Genomic DNA, 14513 nt, shown 5'->3' with positions numbered 1-14513 from the left:
AGCTCCCTCAGAGCTCGGCCCGGTGCTGCTCGGCGGGGTCGGTGTGCTGCTCGCCATGGACCTGATCGGCGCCCTCATGGCGGTCGCCGCCGGGCTCAACCCGACGTTCCCGGACGCCCTCGGCCCCCAGGCGCGGCTGTCGGCGCCGCTGCCGATGATGGCCGCGCACGTCGTGCCGGCCGTGGGGGCGACCCGGAGCCGCCGCGGCGTCGCGATCCCGGCCGCCGCCCTGCCGGCGGTCGCCGGGGTGCTGGCCTTCGTGTCGGGGTTTACGACGGCGGTTACGCCGCCGAGCTCACGGCCGGGCAGCGGGTCTACCAGATCGCCCTGGTCTCGGCGCACCTCGCGGTGGCCGTCGTGGCGGCGCTCAGGCTCGCCGGACTGCTCCGCCGGCCCGCGCGCTCCTGACGTCTCCTAGTGGGCGGCCTCGTACTTCTCGACCACCGAGGCCGCGATCCGGCCGCGCTCGCTGACGGGCAGGCCGTTGGCCTTGGCCCACTGCCGGATCTCCGAAGACTTCTCCCGGCTCAACGCGCGGCTGCCGGTGACGGCCGCCCGGCGCCCGCGCCCACCGCGATCCACGCGAACAGGACGGGCCTTCACGATGAAGGGCGCCAGTGCTTTCCGCAGCGCGTCCGCCTTCTCCTCATGAAGGTCAATCTCGTAGCTGCTGCCATCGAGTGCAAAGACGACGGTCTCATGAGCCTCCCCACCGTCTACATCGTCGATGAGAATCTCTTGAATCTGCTTAGCCATGGTGGCACTCCATGCTCGATACGGTTGTTGCGTACTGTAGCGCCCTTCAGTAGCGTGCGGGCAACTTACCTCGGCCCGGCGCCGGTGAACGCGGAGAACTCGCCGGGCACACCGCCTGTCAAAGGCATTTCAAACGCGGCCGGAACCGCGCGTGCCCGGGGTGTCCCGGCGGCCGCCTTGCGTATCTCACCTGGGAATGCCCGCGTCATGTTCCAGGTCGCGGGGCGGGCGGGCGGTCGCGGCGGGCCCGAGGCCGCCCGGCGCGCGCACCCGCGCGGGGCGGCAACGGGAAGGCGGCGGCCGCAGCGGCGGGCATCTTATCGAAGATGAATTCAAAGGTGTGCTTCAATGTGTCGACGCCGCACCCGCGTGCGCGCCGCCGTCGCTTCCCGGCTTCGGCACACGGTTTTCCGGCGTCCCGCGAGCTGTGCGCCGGCCGGTCCCCTATGGCGTCAACTCCGGGCAAGGCGCAGAAGTGCAAGTGCGAATGCGACGGGCCCGGCCGTCTTCCGCCCTTTTGTTTCTGGCCGATTTATCGGGCGGGGCGGCCGAACCACTCCGTGACCCGGCGGAGGGCGGCGTCCGGGCCGTCGAGGTCGAGCAGGAGCTCGGGGGCGGCGAGCGCGGCCACCTCCTCGAAGGCGTCCTGATGACAGGTCAGCCGCCAGCCGGGCCAGCGCTCGGCCGGCCGCGACGGGGGCAGCGAGCAGTCCAGCGACCACCAGTCGAGCGTGCGGGCGGCGGCGTCGAGGTACACGCCGTTCCAGGGCGCGGCCTCCAGCACCGCGAAGGGCGTCGCCTGCTCCTGGAGGCGCAGCAGGGCGGCGGGGCCGGCGAGCAGCACGCGGGCCAGGCCGGCGCCCCACCAGCCGGCGAACGACAGCCGCCCGGCGGTGTCCCGTACGGCCACGAGGGTGTCGGCGACCACCGACAGGTCGTCGTCCTCGGCCGGGCCCTGACCCCATTGCGGCGGCAGCGGCGCCGGCGGGTCGTCGAGGCCGGCGACGGTGTCGTAGCCCAGCCCGAGATGCTCCATGACCTCGTGGAGGCCGCGGGCCGCCCACCTCACCGTCCAGCCGGGCCACCGCGCGGCGAGCAGGCCCAGCCACGCCCGGATCTCCGGCACCGACGTGCGCCACACGGGCCCGCGGATCTCCAGGGAGCAGTGGACGAGCAGCAGGCGGCGGGGCACGTCCAGCACGGCCACGGCCTGCCAGCGCACCGCGTCGCCCCACCCGAGGGCGTGGCCGTGCTCCTGCTCGCGCACGAAGGCGGCCAGCCGGTCGGGGCCGCGCAGCAGGTCGCCGTGGAAGGTGCCCGCGCCGCCCCGGCGTGACCAGACCCGATGGCCGCCCGCGTCGACGATCACGTAGTGCGCGTGCGCGGTGCCCATGCCGCCCAACCTAGCCCGCGCCCGGCGGGGGCGGACTCCGGATGATCCGCAACGGCTCCGCAACGGCTCCATGGCGGCCCGCGGTGGCTCCGTGGCGGGGACGGGCCGGGGCCCGCGACAATGAAGCGATGCGCTACCTGGATGCGGCGGACCCGCTGGCGGTGTCGGCGGCGGCGGCCGTGCGGCTCGGCGACCTCGACGGCGTACGCCGTCTGCTGGCCGGGCATCCCGAGCTGGCCCGCGTCCGGCTGGGCGAGGCGGGCGGGGTGTCCAGGAGCCTCCTGCACGTCCTCACCGACTGGCCGGGCCACGTGCCGCGCGGTCCCGCCCTGGTGCGGGAGCTGGTGGCGGCCGGGGCCGAGGTGGACGCCCGCTTCGCCGGCCCGCACGCCGAGACGCCGCTGATGTGGGCCGCGAGCTGCGACGACGTCCCCGTGCTCGACGCCCTGCTGGACGCCGGAGCCGACGTCGAGGCCACCGGCGCGGTGATCGGCGGCGGCACGGCGCTCTCGGACGCGTGCGCCTTCGCCCAGTGGGACGCCTGCCACGGCGGGCAGTCGCAGGCCGCGGCGTTCCTCCTGGAACGCGGCGGCGACCTCGGCTGGGTGGGCTACGACGACCTCACCCCGCTGGACGCCGCCCGCCGCGCCGGCGCCGACGACCTGGCATCCTGGCTCGCAGCACACGGCGCCCGCCCAGGCCCCCGGCACCCCGCAGGCTGACCCCGCTCAGGGCCTCGCGTCGCGGGCGGTCTCGGTGGCGCGGGTGAGGAGGGCGCGGCGTTCCTGGTCGCTGTGGGCGACGGCGGCGGCCCGCCGGAACAGCGCCGCCGCGCGCGCCGGGTCGCCGTCGCGGGCGGTGAGGTCGGCCTCGGCGGCGATGGCCAGCGGATGGCCGTCGAGCTCGGCGCGGGAGCGCTCCAGCAGCGCGAGCCCGGCCCGCGGCCCGTGGGCGTACCCGTGCGCGACGGCCCGGTTCAGCTCCACCACGGGCGTGGGGTGGAGCAGGGCCAGCTCGTCGTAGCAGCGGGCGATCCGCGACCAGTCGGTGCCGGGCAGCGAGGACGCCGTGGCGTGGCAGGCGGCGATGCGGGCCTGCAGCCCGTACGGGCCGCCGCCCTCGACGGCGGCCAGCAGGGCGAGCCCCTCGCCGATCGCCGCCCGGTCCCAGCGGGAGCGGTCCTGCCGGTCGAGGGGCACCAGGTCGCCGGCGGCGTCGCGGCGGGCGTCCCGGCGGGAGTGCTGCAGCAGGAACAGCGCCAGCAGCGCCGCCACCTCCTCCTGCTCCGGCATGAGCCGCCGCAGCAGCCGCGCCAGCCGGATCGCTTCCTCGGCGAACGCGGGCTCGCCGCCGGCGTCGTAGCCTTGCGTGAACAGCAGGTAGAGGACGGCCAGCACCCCGGGCAGCCGCTCGGAAAGGGCCGCCCCCTGCGGCACCCGGTACGGGATGCCCGCCTCGGCGATCTTCCGCTTGGCCCTGGTCAGCCGCCGGGTCATCGCCGACTCGGTGACCAGGAAGGCGCGCGCGAGGTCGGCAGTGGGCACGCCGCAGACCGTCCGCAGCGTCAGCGCCACCCGCGACTCCAGCGCCAGCGCCGGATGGCAGCACGTGAAGACGAGCCGCAGCCGGTCGTCCACGACCTCCTCCTCCCGCCCGTCGCCGGGCCCGTCCTGGACGGTCAGGGCGAGCGCCGCCAGCTCGGCCAGCTTGCGGCGCTCGATCGAGACCCGGCGCAGCGCGTCGATCGCGCGGTTGCGCGCCACCGTCATGAGCCAGCCGCCCGGGTTGGACGGCACGCCCTCCTCCGGCCACCGCCGCACGGCCAGCGCCAGCGCCTCCTGGGCGCAGTCCTCGGCGAGGGTCCAGTCGCCGGTGACCCGGATGAGGGCGGCGACGATCCGCGGGTACGCCTCCGCCGCCGCCTCCTCCAGGCGCCCTCTCACTGCTCGAAGTCGGCGAACGGCCGCAGCTCCAGCCGTCCGTGCCTGGCCATCGGGTGGCTGCGGGCGACCTCGACCGCCTCGTCGAGGTCGGCGCATTCGAGCAGGTCGAAGCCCACGATCACCTCCTTGGTCTCGGCGAACGGCCCGTCGGACAGGACCAGCTCGCCGCCGCGCACTCGCACGGTGGTCGCGGCCGACTCCGACGCCAGCACCGCGCCGCGCACCCGCCGCCCCCGGGCGTCGTTCTCGGCCACCCACGCCTCGACGTCGGGCAGGTTCTCCTGGTCGGTGTCGGGCTCGGTGTCGGTGCAGACGAACATCATGTACTTCATCTCGTGCTCCTCGGTCGGACGGCGTCTCACCATGGTGACGAACGGGACCGACGGAACCGGACGGCGTCCCCCGAAAATTCTTTCGCGGCGACGGAGAAGGGTCAGGCCGACACTGCGCGGCGCGCGTCCAGGCGGCCGGCCCGGGGACGGGCCCGCAGGTCGAGGGTGAGCAGCGAGCCGAGCCCGGTCTGCTCGAGGACGACCTCGTCGCAGAGCTGCTGGATGACCCACAGGCCGTACCCGTGGGAGGCGGTCGGGTTGAGGCGGGCCGAGGCCAGGTGCTCGTGGGTGAGCCGGCCGGCGACGTCGAGGATCTCCACGACCACGCCGTCGGCGCCGCCGCGGGAGGTCACCATGCCCGTCCGGCCGCCGTGGTCCAGCACGTTGGTGACCGCCTCGTTGACGGCCACCACCAGGTCCTCCAGCCGGTCGGCGGACAGCCCGCAGTGGCGGCCGTGGACGCGGATCAGGTCCCTGATGAGGGCAAGGTCAGTGCTGATGGGGCACTGGAGCTCGAACTGAAGGGTCATGATCGTCTCGCGTGGCGGGGTCGGATGGGGTGGCGGGCCAGTCTCCAGCTTTCCCACCGGCGGCCACTCAAACGTGTACCGCCGTCGTTCGCAAGTCGGCGGCATGAGGGACGCAGGACCGGGTAGCGCCATAAGTGCAGAAACTTCCGGCACGCCCACGGTCCCCAGACGAACCCGGAGGCTGACGAATGCGGCACGGCGACGGCGACCAGAGCACGGGCATCGACCATCGCAAGGGGAGCGGCCAGGTCACGGGAAGCGGCGGGCTGGGCAGGGCCGCGCTGTGGCCGGCCTCGGTGCTGACCGCGGCGGTGACCGCCGACCTGCTGCGGCGCCGGTTCGCGCCGGCCCGGTTGCGGCTGGCGGAGGCCGCGAGCGAGCTGCTCGAACGTACGGGTGTGCGCCCCGCCAGGCCGCGCCTCACCGACCGGGAGCGGCTGGACCGCCAGTTGCTGACCTGGCGGCAGGCCCACCCGGAGACCGGGTGGCCCACCGGCCGCATGGGCCCGGCCGGGACCGGCGGCGGCTGACCCGGCGTCCCCGCGAGGTCCGCCCTGTCAGCAGGGGCCCGTAGGGTCTGCGGGGGTCCGCCCTGTCAGCCGGGGCCCGTAGGGTCTGCGGGCGGTCCGGGTCAGGTGGGCCCGTTGGGGGTGCGGGCGGTCCGGGTCAGGTGGGGCCGGCGGCGCTCCGGCGGGCCGTCTCGGCGATCGCCCGGAGCGCGTCGAGGTGCCCGGCCAGCGCGCGGCGGCCCTCCTGGGTCAGCGAGAGCCACGTGCGGGGGCGCTTGCCGACGTACCCCTTGCGCACGTGCACGTAGCCGGCCTCCTGAAGGGCGGAGACGATCCGGCTGACGCTGGCGTCGGAGATCTCGGCGTAGTCGCGGACCGCGGCGAACTCCGCCTCCAGCACGCCCGACAGGAACGCCATGACGGTCAGCCGGGTGGGGTGCTGGATGACCTCGTCCAGCCGGGGGTCAGCGGTCATGGCCGTCGCGTGCCGTGACCGCCCACAGCGCGGCCCCGCCCAGCACGGCGGCGCACGCCGCGCCCGCGCAGCAGCCCGAAACCGGCCGCGAACAGCAGCCCGCGCGCCGGGGCGAACCAGCCGGGGGCGGCCGGCCGCGAACGGGCCGCCGCCCGCGCCGCCTCGGCCGCCCGCAACGCCTGATGGGCCGCGTGGGCATCGACGTGATCGCGCATCGGACCTCCTCGGTAGAAGTACTTTCACCGTAGCATCTACTTTTGCCTCGCAAAAGTACTACCGCTGCCGCCCGGCCACGACGTGTGCCGCGACCGGGGCCCGGCCGGTCCGCCGCCGCGCTACGCCTGGCCCGTGTGCAGGTGGGAGCGCTCGCCGTCGTGGTCGAAGATGGTGAGCAGCTCCACCGGCCCGTCGTGGGCGCCGACGGCGTGCGGGGTCATGGTCGAGAACTCGGCCGCGTCGCCCGCCGGCACCAGGACGGTCCGTTCGCCCAGCAGCAGGCGGGCCGTCCCGGACAGGACGGTGAACCACTCGCGCCCGGGATGCGCCTGCGGTTCGAGCGGCCGGTCGGGGGTGATGCGCATCTTGGCCACCGTGACGCCGTGCAGCGAACGTTCCCGCGACAACAGCCACACGGTCATCCCCGGGTGGTCGCAGGGCAGCGGCCGGATCACCACGTCGTCGTCCTCGGTGGACTCGACGAGCTGGTCGAGCGTCGTGCCGAGAGCCCGCGCGATGGGCACGAGCTGGTCGAGGGCGATCCGGCGGTGGCCGGTCTCGATGCGGCTCAGGTTGGACGGGCTCAGCCGGCACCGCGCGGCCAGGGCGTCGAGCGACCAGCCCCGGGCCAGCCGCAGGCCGCGGATGCGCCGCCGGACGACGGCGTCCAGGTCGACTTCTTGCGTCATAGGCAAGAGTGTATGCCGCACACGCAGGAGCCCCCTACGGTGAAGGCATGGAAGCACATCACCACCACGGACACCACCACGAACGCCACCACGGCGACGAATCCGCCCTGGCGGACCTGCTCGACCTGGACGCCGAAGTGCTCGGGCCGTTCCTGGACGAGCTGACCGCCTGGGTCGGCGAGCAGACCGGCCGCACCCCGCACACGGTCGCCGACCTGGGCGCCGGCACCGGAACCGGCACGCTGGCCCTGGCCCGGCGGTTCCCCGCCGCCGAGGTCGTCGCGGTCGACCGGTCGCCGGTCATGCTCGACCGCCTGCGCGCGGTGGCGCGCGGCCAGGGGCTGGGGGAGCGGGTGCGCGTGGTCCAGGCCGACCTGGACGCGGCCCTGCCGCCGATCGGCACGCCCGACCTGGTGTGGGCGGCGGCGTCGCTGCACCACGTCGAGGACCCGGCGCGGCTGCTGCGCGAGGTCCACGCCGCGCTGCGCCCCGGCGGGCTGCTGGCGGTCGTCGAGATGGACGGCATGCCGCGCCTCCTGTCCGACGAGGCCGGGGCGGCGCTGGAGGCGCGCTGCCGGGAGGCGCTGGCGGGCAGCGGCCCGGACCCGTACCCGGACTGGGGGCCGGTCCTGGCGGCGGCCGGGTTCGAGGTGGCCGCGCGGCACGACTTCCCGATCGAGGTGCGCCCGGCGCCGCCGGGGGCCGTCCGCTACGCGCGGGCGGTGCTGGGCGGCTACCGGTCGCGGCTCGCCGGGCACCTGGCCGCCGACGACCTGGCGGCCCTCGACCGGCTGCTGTCCGCCGGCTCGCCGGAGTCCCTCGACCGCCGCGAGCTCGTCGTGCGCGGCACCCGGACCGCCTGGGCGGCCCGCCGTCCCTGAATCCGGGGGAGCCCGGGTGTTGCCAGGGGGACCGATGCGTTGGGATGCGTGACGACTGCTCCCTTTGGCACCCCCCAGGTCGTTCGTCCCGAGGCGTCCAGGCTCGCCTGGCTGGACGCCCTGCGCGGCATCGGCGCGCTCGCCGTCGTGGGCGAGCACCTGACCACCTGGGCCATGCCCTGGCTGCGCCCGACCTTCTTCAACCTGGGCGTGTACGGCGTCCTGGTGTTCTTCCTGGTCAGCGGGTACATCATCCCGTCGTCACTGGAACGGCACGGCGACGTGCGGGCCTTCTGGATCGGCCGCCCCTTCCGCCTCTACCCGCTCTACCTGGCCGTCATCGCCGTGGTCCTGGCCCTGTCCTGGTGGATCCCGGTACGCGCCGAGGTGTCCAGGGACGCCTCCTCGGCCGCGGCGCACGCCACGATGCTGCTGGACGTCGTCGGCGTCGCCGGGGTGATGAACACGATGTGGACGCTCTCCTACGAGATGGTCTTCTACCTGATGGTCACCGCCCTGTTCGTGACCGGCGTCCGGGACCGGCGCGGCCTGGTCGCCGTCGCGTTCGGGGTGACCGCGGTCGTGGCGGGCCTCGCGCTGGGCGCGGCGCCGCTGACCGGCGGCTGGTTGTCGTGGGTGTCGTTCGCGGTGTTCGCCGCCGGGCTGGCCGGCGTCGTCTCCGGCCGGCTGCGCAACCTGGCGGCGTGCGCGCTCGGCGTCATGGCCCTGGCCCTGCTGCTGCTGAGCAGCCGCGTCCCGTGGTTCGGGGCGGCGATCCTCGCGGTCATGTTCACCGGCACGGCGATCCGCCGGTGGGAGAGCGGCCAGGGGTCGTTGTGGCCGGTGGCCCTGGCCGCCTCGCTGGTGACGGTCGCCCCCGTCCGGGCGCTCAGCGCCGGGTGGTGGTGGGTGCAGCCGGACGTGTGGGGCACGACCGTCGCCCTGGCCGGGCTCACGTTCGCGGCCGGTCTGGCCTGGCGGGCCCGCCGGGTGCCCGCCGTGCTCACCTGGCTCGGGCTGATGAGCTACTCCCTCTACCTGGTGCACCTGCCGGTGCTGCTCGTGGTGATGGAGATTGCGGGGGAGATGCGCTGGTCGCCGCTGCCCCTGCAGATCGGCGTCAGCGTGCTCTTCCTGGCTCTCGTGCTGCCGGGCAGCCGGCTGACCTACCGTTTCCTCGAACGCCCGATGCAGCGGCTCGGCCGCCGTCTGACCGCCTCCTAGGCGCTTCTACCGGCGCGGGTCGAGCACGAGCTTGCCGGTCGTACGCCGTTCCCTGAGCTCGGCGTGCACCTGCCGCACCTCCGACATCGGACGGTCCCCGCCCACGACCACCCGCAGCTCGCCCGCGATCACCTGCGCCGCCATCTCCGCGTACGCCCCGGCCAGGACGGCGGGCCGCTGGAAGGCGTTGAGCAGCCAGAAGCCGCTGACGGTCGCCGAGCGGGGCTGGAGCGCGCGCGGCGAGACCGGCTGCGGCTCCACCCCGCCCGCCATCCCGTAGAAGGCGAGCCGGCCGAACGGCGCCAGCGCCGCCAGGCTCTGGTCGGTGACCCGGCCGCCGGTCATCTCCAGGACCACGTCCACGGGCTCGCCGCCGTTGGCCGCGCGCAGCGCCGCGGTGAGGTCGTCGGCGGCCGGGTCGACGGCGGCGTCCGCGCCCAGCGACAGGGCGAGCTCCCGCTTGGCGGGCGTGCTCGCCGTGGCGATCACCCGGCCCGCGCCCGCCGCCTTGGCGAGCTGAACCGCCAGCGAGCCGACGCCGCCCGCCGCCGCGTGCACGACCACGCTCTCCCCGGCCTGCACCCGGCCGGTGTGGCGGACCAGCCACCACGCGGTCAGCCCCTGGGCCAGCAGGGCCACCGCCGCGACGTCGTCGAGCTCCTCGGGCACCGGGAAGGCGGACGCCTCCGGGATCGTGGCCTTCTCGGCGTACCCGCCGCGCTCCAGCAGGGCGGCCAGGCGGCGGCCGTCGGCAGTCCTGCCGACGACCTCACCGCCCGGGACGACCGGCAGCGTGGTCGCCGCCAGGTAGGCGTTCTCGCGCATCAGCGTGTCGGCGAAGTTCACGCCGCAGCGCGAGACGTCCACGACGACCTGGCCGGGGCCGGGGCGCGGCTCGTCCACCTCCCGCACCCGCACGACCTCGGGACCGCCGAACTCGGTGATCTGCACGGCTCGCATGGCAACTCCAATGGAATCCAGTTTCAAATGGTACTGAGTACCATAAGGGACGCCGTCCGCAAGCGCTAGACTGAGCCCGTGACCGAGTCCTCCCTGCGCGCCCGCAAACGACGGCGAGCCCGCGACGAGATCATCGAGGCGGCCTACCAGCTCTTCGCCGAGCGCGGCTACGACGAGGTGACGGTCGCCGACATCGCCGAGCGCGCCGAGGTGGGCCGCACCACGTTCTTCCGCTACTTCGGCGACAAGCAGGAGGTCGTCTTCGCGGGGGAGCACGACTGGCTCGACGGCCTGGCCGCCCACCACCGCGAGCTGCGCGGCGACCGCCCGCCCGGCCTGCCCGAGGCGCTCGCCCAGGTGCGCGAGCTCACCCTCGCCCTGTGCGCCAGGGCCACCCTCGACCCCGTCCGCTACGTCCTGCGCGAACGGCTGATCGCCGGGCATCCCGAGCTCGGCGACCGCACGGCGCGCAAGCAGCGCCGCTTCGCCGAGACCATGACCGAGGTCCTGCGCGAGCACGGCGCCACCCCCGAGACGGCGGCCCTGGCCCCGCAGCTCGCGCTGGCCTGCTACACCGCGGGCCGCGCCGTCGCCGGCGACGACCCGGCGGCGCTGGCCCCGAGCGTGGCCGCGGCCTTCGACCGGCTCGGCCTCCTCCCGCCCGCCCCCTGACCCGCCTGACCCGTCCGTCCCCTGACCCGCCTGACCCGCCGCCCGGCCCCCTCGCGCCCGGCTCAGCGCACGTGCACGCCGATCAGGCAGGTGTCGTCGTCGGTGTCGGAGTTGCAGTGGGTGAGCAGGTCGTCGAGCCGGTGGTCGAGGGTCGTGGCCGTCCGCGAGGCGACGGCCAGCAGCCGGTCCTGGGCGTGGCGCAGGTTGTGGTCGCGCCGCTCGATCAGGCCGTCGGTGTAGAGCAGCAGCGTGTCGTCGGCCTCCAGCTGCAGCCGGCCCTCCTCGTAGACGGCGTCGGCGAACGCGCCGAGCAGCGGCCCCTTGATCATCGGCAGCTCCGTGCCCTGCGCGCCGCGCAGCAGGATCGGCGGCAGGTGCCCGGCCCTGGCCCAGCGCAGGACGCGGGTGGCGGGGTCGTACAGGCCGCAGATCGCGGTCGCCGTCATGCGGTCGGCGAGGTGGCGGGCGACCAGGTTGAGCCAGCTCAGCAGCCGGGCCGGGCCCGCGCCGGTGGCGGCCAGGCCGCGCAGCGCGTTGCGCAGCACCACCATGCCCGTGGCGGCCGCGACGCCGTGCCCGGCCACGTCGCCCACCGACAGCAGGATGCACCCCGAAGGCAGGACGACCGCGTCGTACCAGTCGCCGCCGACCAGGTCCTCCTTCTGCGCCGGACGGTAGCGGACCGAGATGCGCAGCCCGAAGGAGTCCATGCGGCCGTGCGAGGGCGGCATGATGGCGTGCTGGAGCTGGAGGGCCAGGCGGTTGCGGGCGGCGGACTGCCGTTCGGTGTGGGCCAGCCTGTCGCGGGTCACGGCCAGCGCGACCTCCGTCCAGTGCTGGGGCGAGACGTCCTGGTAGGCCCCCCGCAGCGCGGTCAGCCGGCCGTCGGGGGCGAACACCGGCTCGGCCACCACGCGCAGATGGCGGGCCACCCCGTCGGGGCGTTCCAGCCGGAACGCCGTCGCGGCCGGCCGCCGGTGATGCAGCAGCGTGCGCAGGAAGAGGCCCACGGCCACCTCGTCGTCGCGGTGCACGTGGTCGCGCAGGCGCTCCAGCGGGACCGGCCGGGCGTCCGGCGGCAGGCCGTACAGGGAGAACATCTGGGCGTTCCACATGATCTCGCCGGTGAGCGCGTTCTCCTCGAAGCCGCCGATGCGGCCCAGACGCTGGGCGTGCTGGAGCAGGCGGGCCTGGTCGTCGTGGTCGCGCCGGACCAGCAGCACGCTCCCGCCGTGGCGGGTGATGCTCACCTCGGCCGTGGAGGCCGCGGTGAAGGGCATGTCGGCGGCGCGGAACGGCTCGCCGGTGGCGTGCACGTGCTCGATCGCGGCCAGCAGCTCCCCGGCCGCGAACGGGTACGCCTCCAGCAGCAGCCCGCCCGCCCGCACCGCCGACGACCCGTTGGCGTGGTGGACGCGGAAGTCGGCGAGATGCCCCTGCGGGTCGAGGTGCGGCACCAGGACGAGCGCCGGGTCGGACATGGAGTCGGCCAGGGCGGCCAGCTCGGCCAGGGCGGCGCCGGCGCGCGCGGGCGGGCCGGGGGAGTTCAGGGTGAGGGCGCACAGATCGGCCAGCGCCTCGATCTGCCGTTCCAACCTGGGCGTGGGCTCGGGACAGTCGCCCGGCCAGCAGATCTCCAGGACGCCGAGCACCCGCCCGCCCAGCCGGGCCAGCGCGGTGACGCGGCCGCCGGTCAGCTGGTGGCGGCCGATCGAGGGCGGCCCCTGCGGGGTGTGCCACAACGTGCGGCGTTCGAGCAGCGTGCTGGTGGCGGGCGTGACCAGGCCCGGCGGGACCTGCCGCCAGAGCCCGGCCTCCTCGGCGCTGAAGCCCGCCTGCCCGGCCAGCGTCAGCGACGTGTCCGGCCCGGCCGCCCACACCGCGACCGCCGTCGCGCCGATCGGCAGCAGGGCCGTCTCCAGCACGGCGTGGGCCGCCGCCTGCACGTCCGTGGCGCCGAGCGCGGCGCTCTCGGCCGTGCGCAGCCGCACCGCCGCCTCCGCGTGCCCGGCGGCCGGCTCCGGATCGCCGTCGAGCCCGGCGGCGCCGCTCAGGGACGCGTCGGCGATGGGGTCGCCGGCGGCCCGGTTGACGACGTCGGCCGCCAGCTCGACCGGCGAGCGCCCGGTCCGGGCCGCCAGCGTGGCAAGCTGGTCGGCGGCCTGCGCCGGGGCGCAGCGCAGGCGCTCGACCAGGATGCCCTTCGCCAGCTCGACCAGCGCGCGGTCGTCGGCGGCGCGGCGGACCTCGTGCAGCTCGGCGCGCAGGCGTTCGACGGTCGCGGCCAGCCTGGCCAGGCCCGTCTCCTCGGCTGAACTCCCCATGGCGCGACTCCTCACCGGGTCAGGCCGGATCCATCCAGTGCTGGATGCGTTCGATCAGCTGGTCGGCGTCGACCGGTTTGGTGACGTAGTCGCTGGCTCCGGCCGCCAGCGACTTCTCCTGGTCGCCCGGCATGGCCTTGGCCGTGACCGCGATGATCGGCAGGTCGGCGTAGCCGGGCATCTCGCGGATCGTCTCGATCGCCGTGTAGCCATCCATCTCGGGCATCATCACGTCCATCAGGATCAGGTCCGTCTCGGGGTGGGCCGTCAGTGTGTCGATGCCCTTGCGGCCGTTCTCGGCGTGCAGCACGTCGATGCCGTGGATCTCCAGCATGCTGGTCAGAGCGAACAGGTTGCGCGCGTCGTCGTCCACCACCAGGACCGTGCGCCCGGACAGCGTGTTGTCGATCTCCCGGCCCGACGCGGCCCCCACCGTCCGGGACCTGACCAGCGGCAGCACGTCGCCGGGCTGGTCGGCGGTCAGGTGCAGGGCGATGCGCTCGCGCAGCTCGTCGAGGCTGGACAGCAGCTCCAGCGGCCGGTCGCCGATGCGGGCCTCCTGCGACGGGCCGGAGCGCCAGTTGTTGTAGGCCAGCACCGGCACGCCGTGCAACGCCGGATCGCCGTCCATGGCCTCCAGCAGGCCGTAGGCGGCCCGGTCGGGCAGGTCTAGGTCGAGCACGACGCAGTGGCACGGCTCGGCGGCCAGCAGCCGCGCCGCCTCCTCCGCGTCCCTCGCCTCGACCACCTGGACGGTCCCGCCGAGCGGGTCGGGCGCCCCGGCCACGCCGCTCACCACGCTCTCGGTCACCAGCGACAGCAGCCCGTGCGGCCGCTCCTCGATCACCAGCAGCCGCCGCGGCTGACCCGCCACCGGCAGCGCGACGGCCGCGGGCGCGGGCCCCTCGGCCCCGGGCTGGGCGACCGGCAGGTACAGGGTGAACACGCTGCCCTGGCCCGGCGTGCTCTGGACGGTGATCGCGCCGCCCAGCAGGTAGGCGATCTCGCGGCTGATGGACAGGCCCAGGCCGGTGCCGCCGTACTTGCGGCTGGTGGTGCCGTCGGCCTGCTGGAACGCGCCGAAGATCACTTCGAGCTGCTGCTCGGGGATGCCGATGCCGGTGTCCACGACGCGCAGGGCGATGGCGGGGGCGTGCGGGCGCACCGCGGCGGGCAGCTCGCCGTGCGCGGCCGGCTCGATGCGCAGCTCGACGCCGCCGGTCTCGGTGAACTTGACCGCGTTCGACAGCAGGTTGCGCAGTATCTGGCGCAGCCGCGAGTCGTCGGTCAGAAGGTCGGCGGGCACGCCCGGCCCGGTGGTGATCCGGAAGTCGAGGCTCTTCTGCGACGTCATCGGCCGGAACGTGGCCTCGACGTAGTCGAGAAGCTGGCGCAACGGCACCCATTCGGGGTTGATGTCCATCTTGCCCGCCTCGACCTTGGACAGGTCGAGGATGTCGTTGATCAGCTGGAGCAGGTCCGAGCCCGCGGAATGGATGATCCCGGCGTACTCCACCTGCTTGGGCGTCAGGTTGCGCGTGTGGTTCTGGGCCAGCAGCTGGGCCAGGATGAGCAGCGAGTTGAGCGGCGTGCGCAGCTCGTGGCTCAT

The 14513-nt window shown here is 74.9% G+C and carries 17 protein-coding genes; 6 read left to right on the top strand and 11 right to left on the bottom strand.

Annotated features, from left to right (window positions below; genetic code table 11):
* Nucleotides 1-22 precede the first annotated feature (22 nt).
* Complete coding sequence (locus tag AB0J76_RS46880; RefSeq protein ID WP_364393859.1) at nt 23-418, top strand: hypothetical protein; 396 nt, start codon at nt 23-25, stop codon at nt 416-418.
* Here the strand turns inward: AB0J76_RS46880 and AB0J76_RS46875 are convergent.
* Nucleotides 415-756 carry an Lsr2 family protein gene (locus AB0J76_RS46875; RefSeq protein WP_352330153.1) on the bottom strand — a complete coding sequence of 114 codons (342 nt, stop codon included), beginning with the start codon at nt 754-756 and terminating at the stop codon, nt 415-417. The two genes, AB0J76_RS46880 and AB0J76_RS46875, sit on opposite strands and share 4 nt — an antisense overlap.
* 532 nt (nt 757-1288) lie before the next feature.
* Nucleotides 1289-2149, bottom strand: coding sequence for a hypothetical protein (locus tag AB0J76_RS46870; protein WP_352330154.1), 861 nt, complete (start codon nt 2147-2149; stop codon nt 1289-1291).
* Between the two features lie 128 nt (nt 2150-2277).
* Here AB0J76_RS46870 and AB0J76_RS46865 point away from each other — a divergent pair, with 128 nt between their 5' ends.
* On the top strand, nt 2278-2871 hold the full coding sequence (locus AB0J76_RS46865; RefSeq protein WP_352330156.1) for a hypothetical protein: 594 nt from the start codon (nt 2278-2280) through the stop codon (nt 2869-2871).
* Between the two features lie 6 nt (nt 2872-2877).
* Here the strand turns inward: AB0J76_RS46865 and AB0J76_RS46860 are convergent, their stop codons facing one another.
* The 3 genes from AB0J76_RS46860 to AB0J76_RS46850 form a co-directional block, all read right to left on the bottom strand.
* Nucleotides 2878-4092 (bottom strand): sigma-70 family RNA polymerase sigma factor, encoded by a 1215-nt coding sequence (locus AB0J76_RS46860; protein ID WP_352330157.1) that lies wholly within the window; start codon nt 4090-4092, stop codon nt 2878-2880.
* The gene (locus AB0J76_RS46855; protein WP_352330158.1) at nt 4089-4457 is read right to left on the bottom strand and encodes a YciI family protein; all 369 of its coding nucleotides are present in this window, start codon (nt 4455-4457) and stop codon (nt 4089-4091) included. Before AB0J76_RS46855 ends, AB0J76_RS46860 begins: the two co-directional genes overlap by 4 nt.
* A gap of 68 nt (nt 4458-4525) precedes the next feature.
* The gene (locus AB0J76_RS46850; RefSeq protein ID WP_364393854.1) at nt 4526-4954 is read right to left on the bottom strand and encodes an ATP-binding protein; all 429 of its coding nucleotides are present in this window, start codon (nt 4952-4954) and stop codon (nt 4526-4528) included.
* A 188-nt stretch (nt 4955-5142) separates the two neighbouring features.
* Between AB0J76_RS46850 and AB0J76_RS46845 the strand changes: the two genes are divergently transcribed.
* Nucleotides 5143-5484 (top strand): hypothetical protein, encoded by a 342-nt coding sequence (locus tag AB0J76_RS46845; RefSeq protein ID WP_352330404.1) that lies wholly within the window; start codon nt 5143-5145, stop codon nt 5482-5484.
* A 136-nt stretch (nt 5485-5620) separates the two neighbouring features.
* Here AB0J76_RS46845 and AB0J76_RS46840 read toward each other — a convergent pair whose 3' ends face one another.
* From AB0J76_RS46840 to AB0J76_RS46830, 3 genes are all read right to left on the bottom strand, one after another.
* Nucleotides 5621-5938 (bottom strand): transcriptional regulator, encoded by a 318-nt coding sequence (locus tag AB0J76_RS46840; protein WP_352330405.1) that lies wholly within the window; start codon nt 5936-5938, stop codon nt 5621-5623.
* Nucleotides 5935-6153, bottom strand: coding sequence for a hypothetical protein (locus AB0J76_RS46835; protein ID WP_352330407.1), 219 nt, complete (start codon nt 6151-6153; stop codon nt 5935-5937). The genes AB0J76_RS46840 and AB0J76_RS46835 overlap by 4 nt, the downstream gene beginning before the upstream one ends.
* Before the next feature lie 120 nt (nt 6154-6273).
* Nucleotides 6274-6843, bottom strand: a complete 570-nt coding sequence (locus AB0J76_RS46830; protein ID WP_352330409.1) for a helix-turn-helix transcriptional regulator — start codon at nt 6841-6843, stop codon at nt 6274-6276.
* A gap of 47 nt (nt 6844-6890) precedes the next feature.
* Here AB0J76_RS46830 and AB0J76_RS46825 point away from each other — a divergent pair, with 47 nt between their 5' ends.
* Together AB0J76_RS46825 and AB0J76_RS46820 are read left to right on the top strand one after the other, a co-directional pair.
* On the top strand, nt 6891-7724 hold the full coding sequence (locus tag AB0J76_RS46825) for a class I SAM-dependent methyltransferase (protein ID WP_352330411.1): 834 nt from the start codon (nt 6891-6893) through the stop codon (nt 7722-7724).
* A gap of 48 nt (nt 7725-7772) precedes the next feature.
* The gene (locus AB0J76_RS46820; protein ID WP_352330413.1) at nt 7773-8948 is read left to right on the top strand and encodes an acyltransferase; all 1176 of its coding nucleotides are present in this window, start codon (nt 7773-7775) and stop codon (nt 8946-8948) included.
* Nucleotides 8949-8954: 6 nt separating this feature from the next.
* Here AB0J76_RS46820 and AB0J76_RS46815 read toward each other — a convergent pair whose 3' ends face one another.
* Nucleotides 8955-9908 carry a zinc-binding dehydrogenase gene (locus tag AB0J76_RS46815; RefSeq protein ID WP_364393847.1) on the bottom strand — a complete coding sequence of 318 codons (954 nt, stop codon included), beginning with the start codon at nt 9906-9908 and terminating at the stop codon, nt 8955-8957.
* Between the two features lie 78 nt (nt 9909-9986).
* Here AB0J76_RS46815 and AB0J76_RS46810 point away from each other — a divergent pair, with 78 nt between their 5' ends.
* Nucleotides 9987-10580 (top strand): helix-turn-helix domain-containing protein, encoded by a 594-nt coding sequence (locus AB0J76_RS46810; RefSeq protein ID WP_352331009.1) that lies wholly within the window; start codon nt 9987-9989, stop codon nt 10578-10580.
* A 62-nt stretch (nt 10581-10642) separates the two neighbouring features.
* Here the strand turns inward: AB0J76_RS46810 and AB0J76_RS46805 are convergent, their stop codons facing one another.
* Complete coding sequence (locus tag AB0J76_RS46805; protein WP_364393843.1) at nt 10643-12904, bottom strand: SpoIIE family protein phosphatase; 2262 nt, start codon at nt 12902-12904, stop codon at nt 10643-10645.
* Between the two features lie 19 nt (nt 12905-12923).
* The coding region (locus AB0J76_RS46800; protein WP_364393840.1) for a response regulator at nt 12924-14513 on the bottom strand (1590 nt) is incomplete at its 5' end.

It is taken from the genome of Nonomuraea sp. NPDC049624 (assembly GCF_040675255.1).
Classification (GTDB): Bacteria; Actinomycetota; Actinomycetes; order Streptosporangiales; family Streptosporangiaceae; genus Nonomuraea.
The sequence above is the reverse complement of the archived record's forward strand: the minus strand, read 5'-3'. Positions and strand labels throughout refer to the sequence as shown.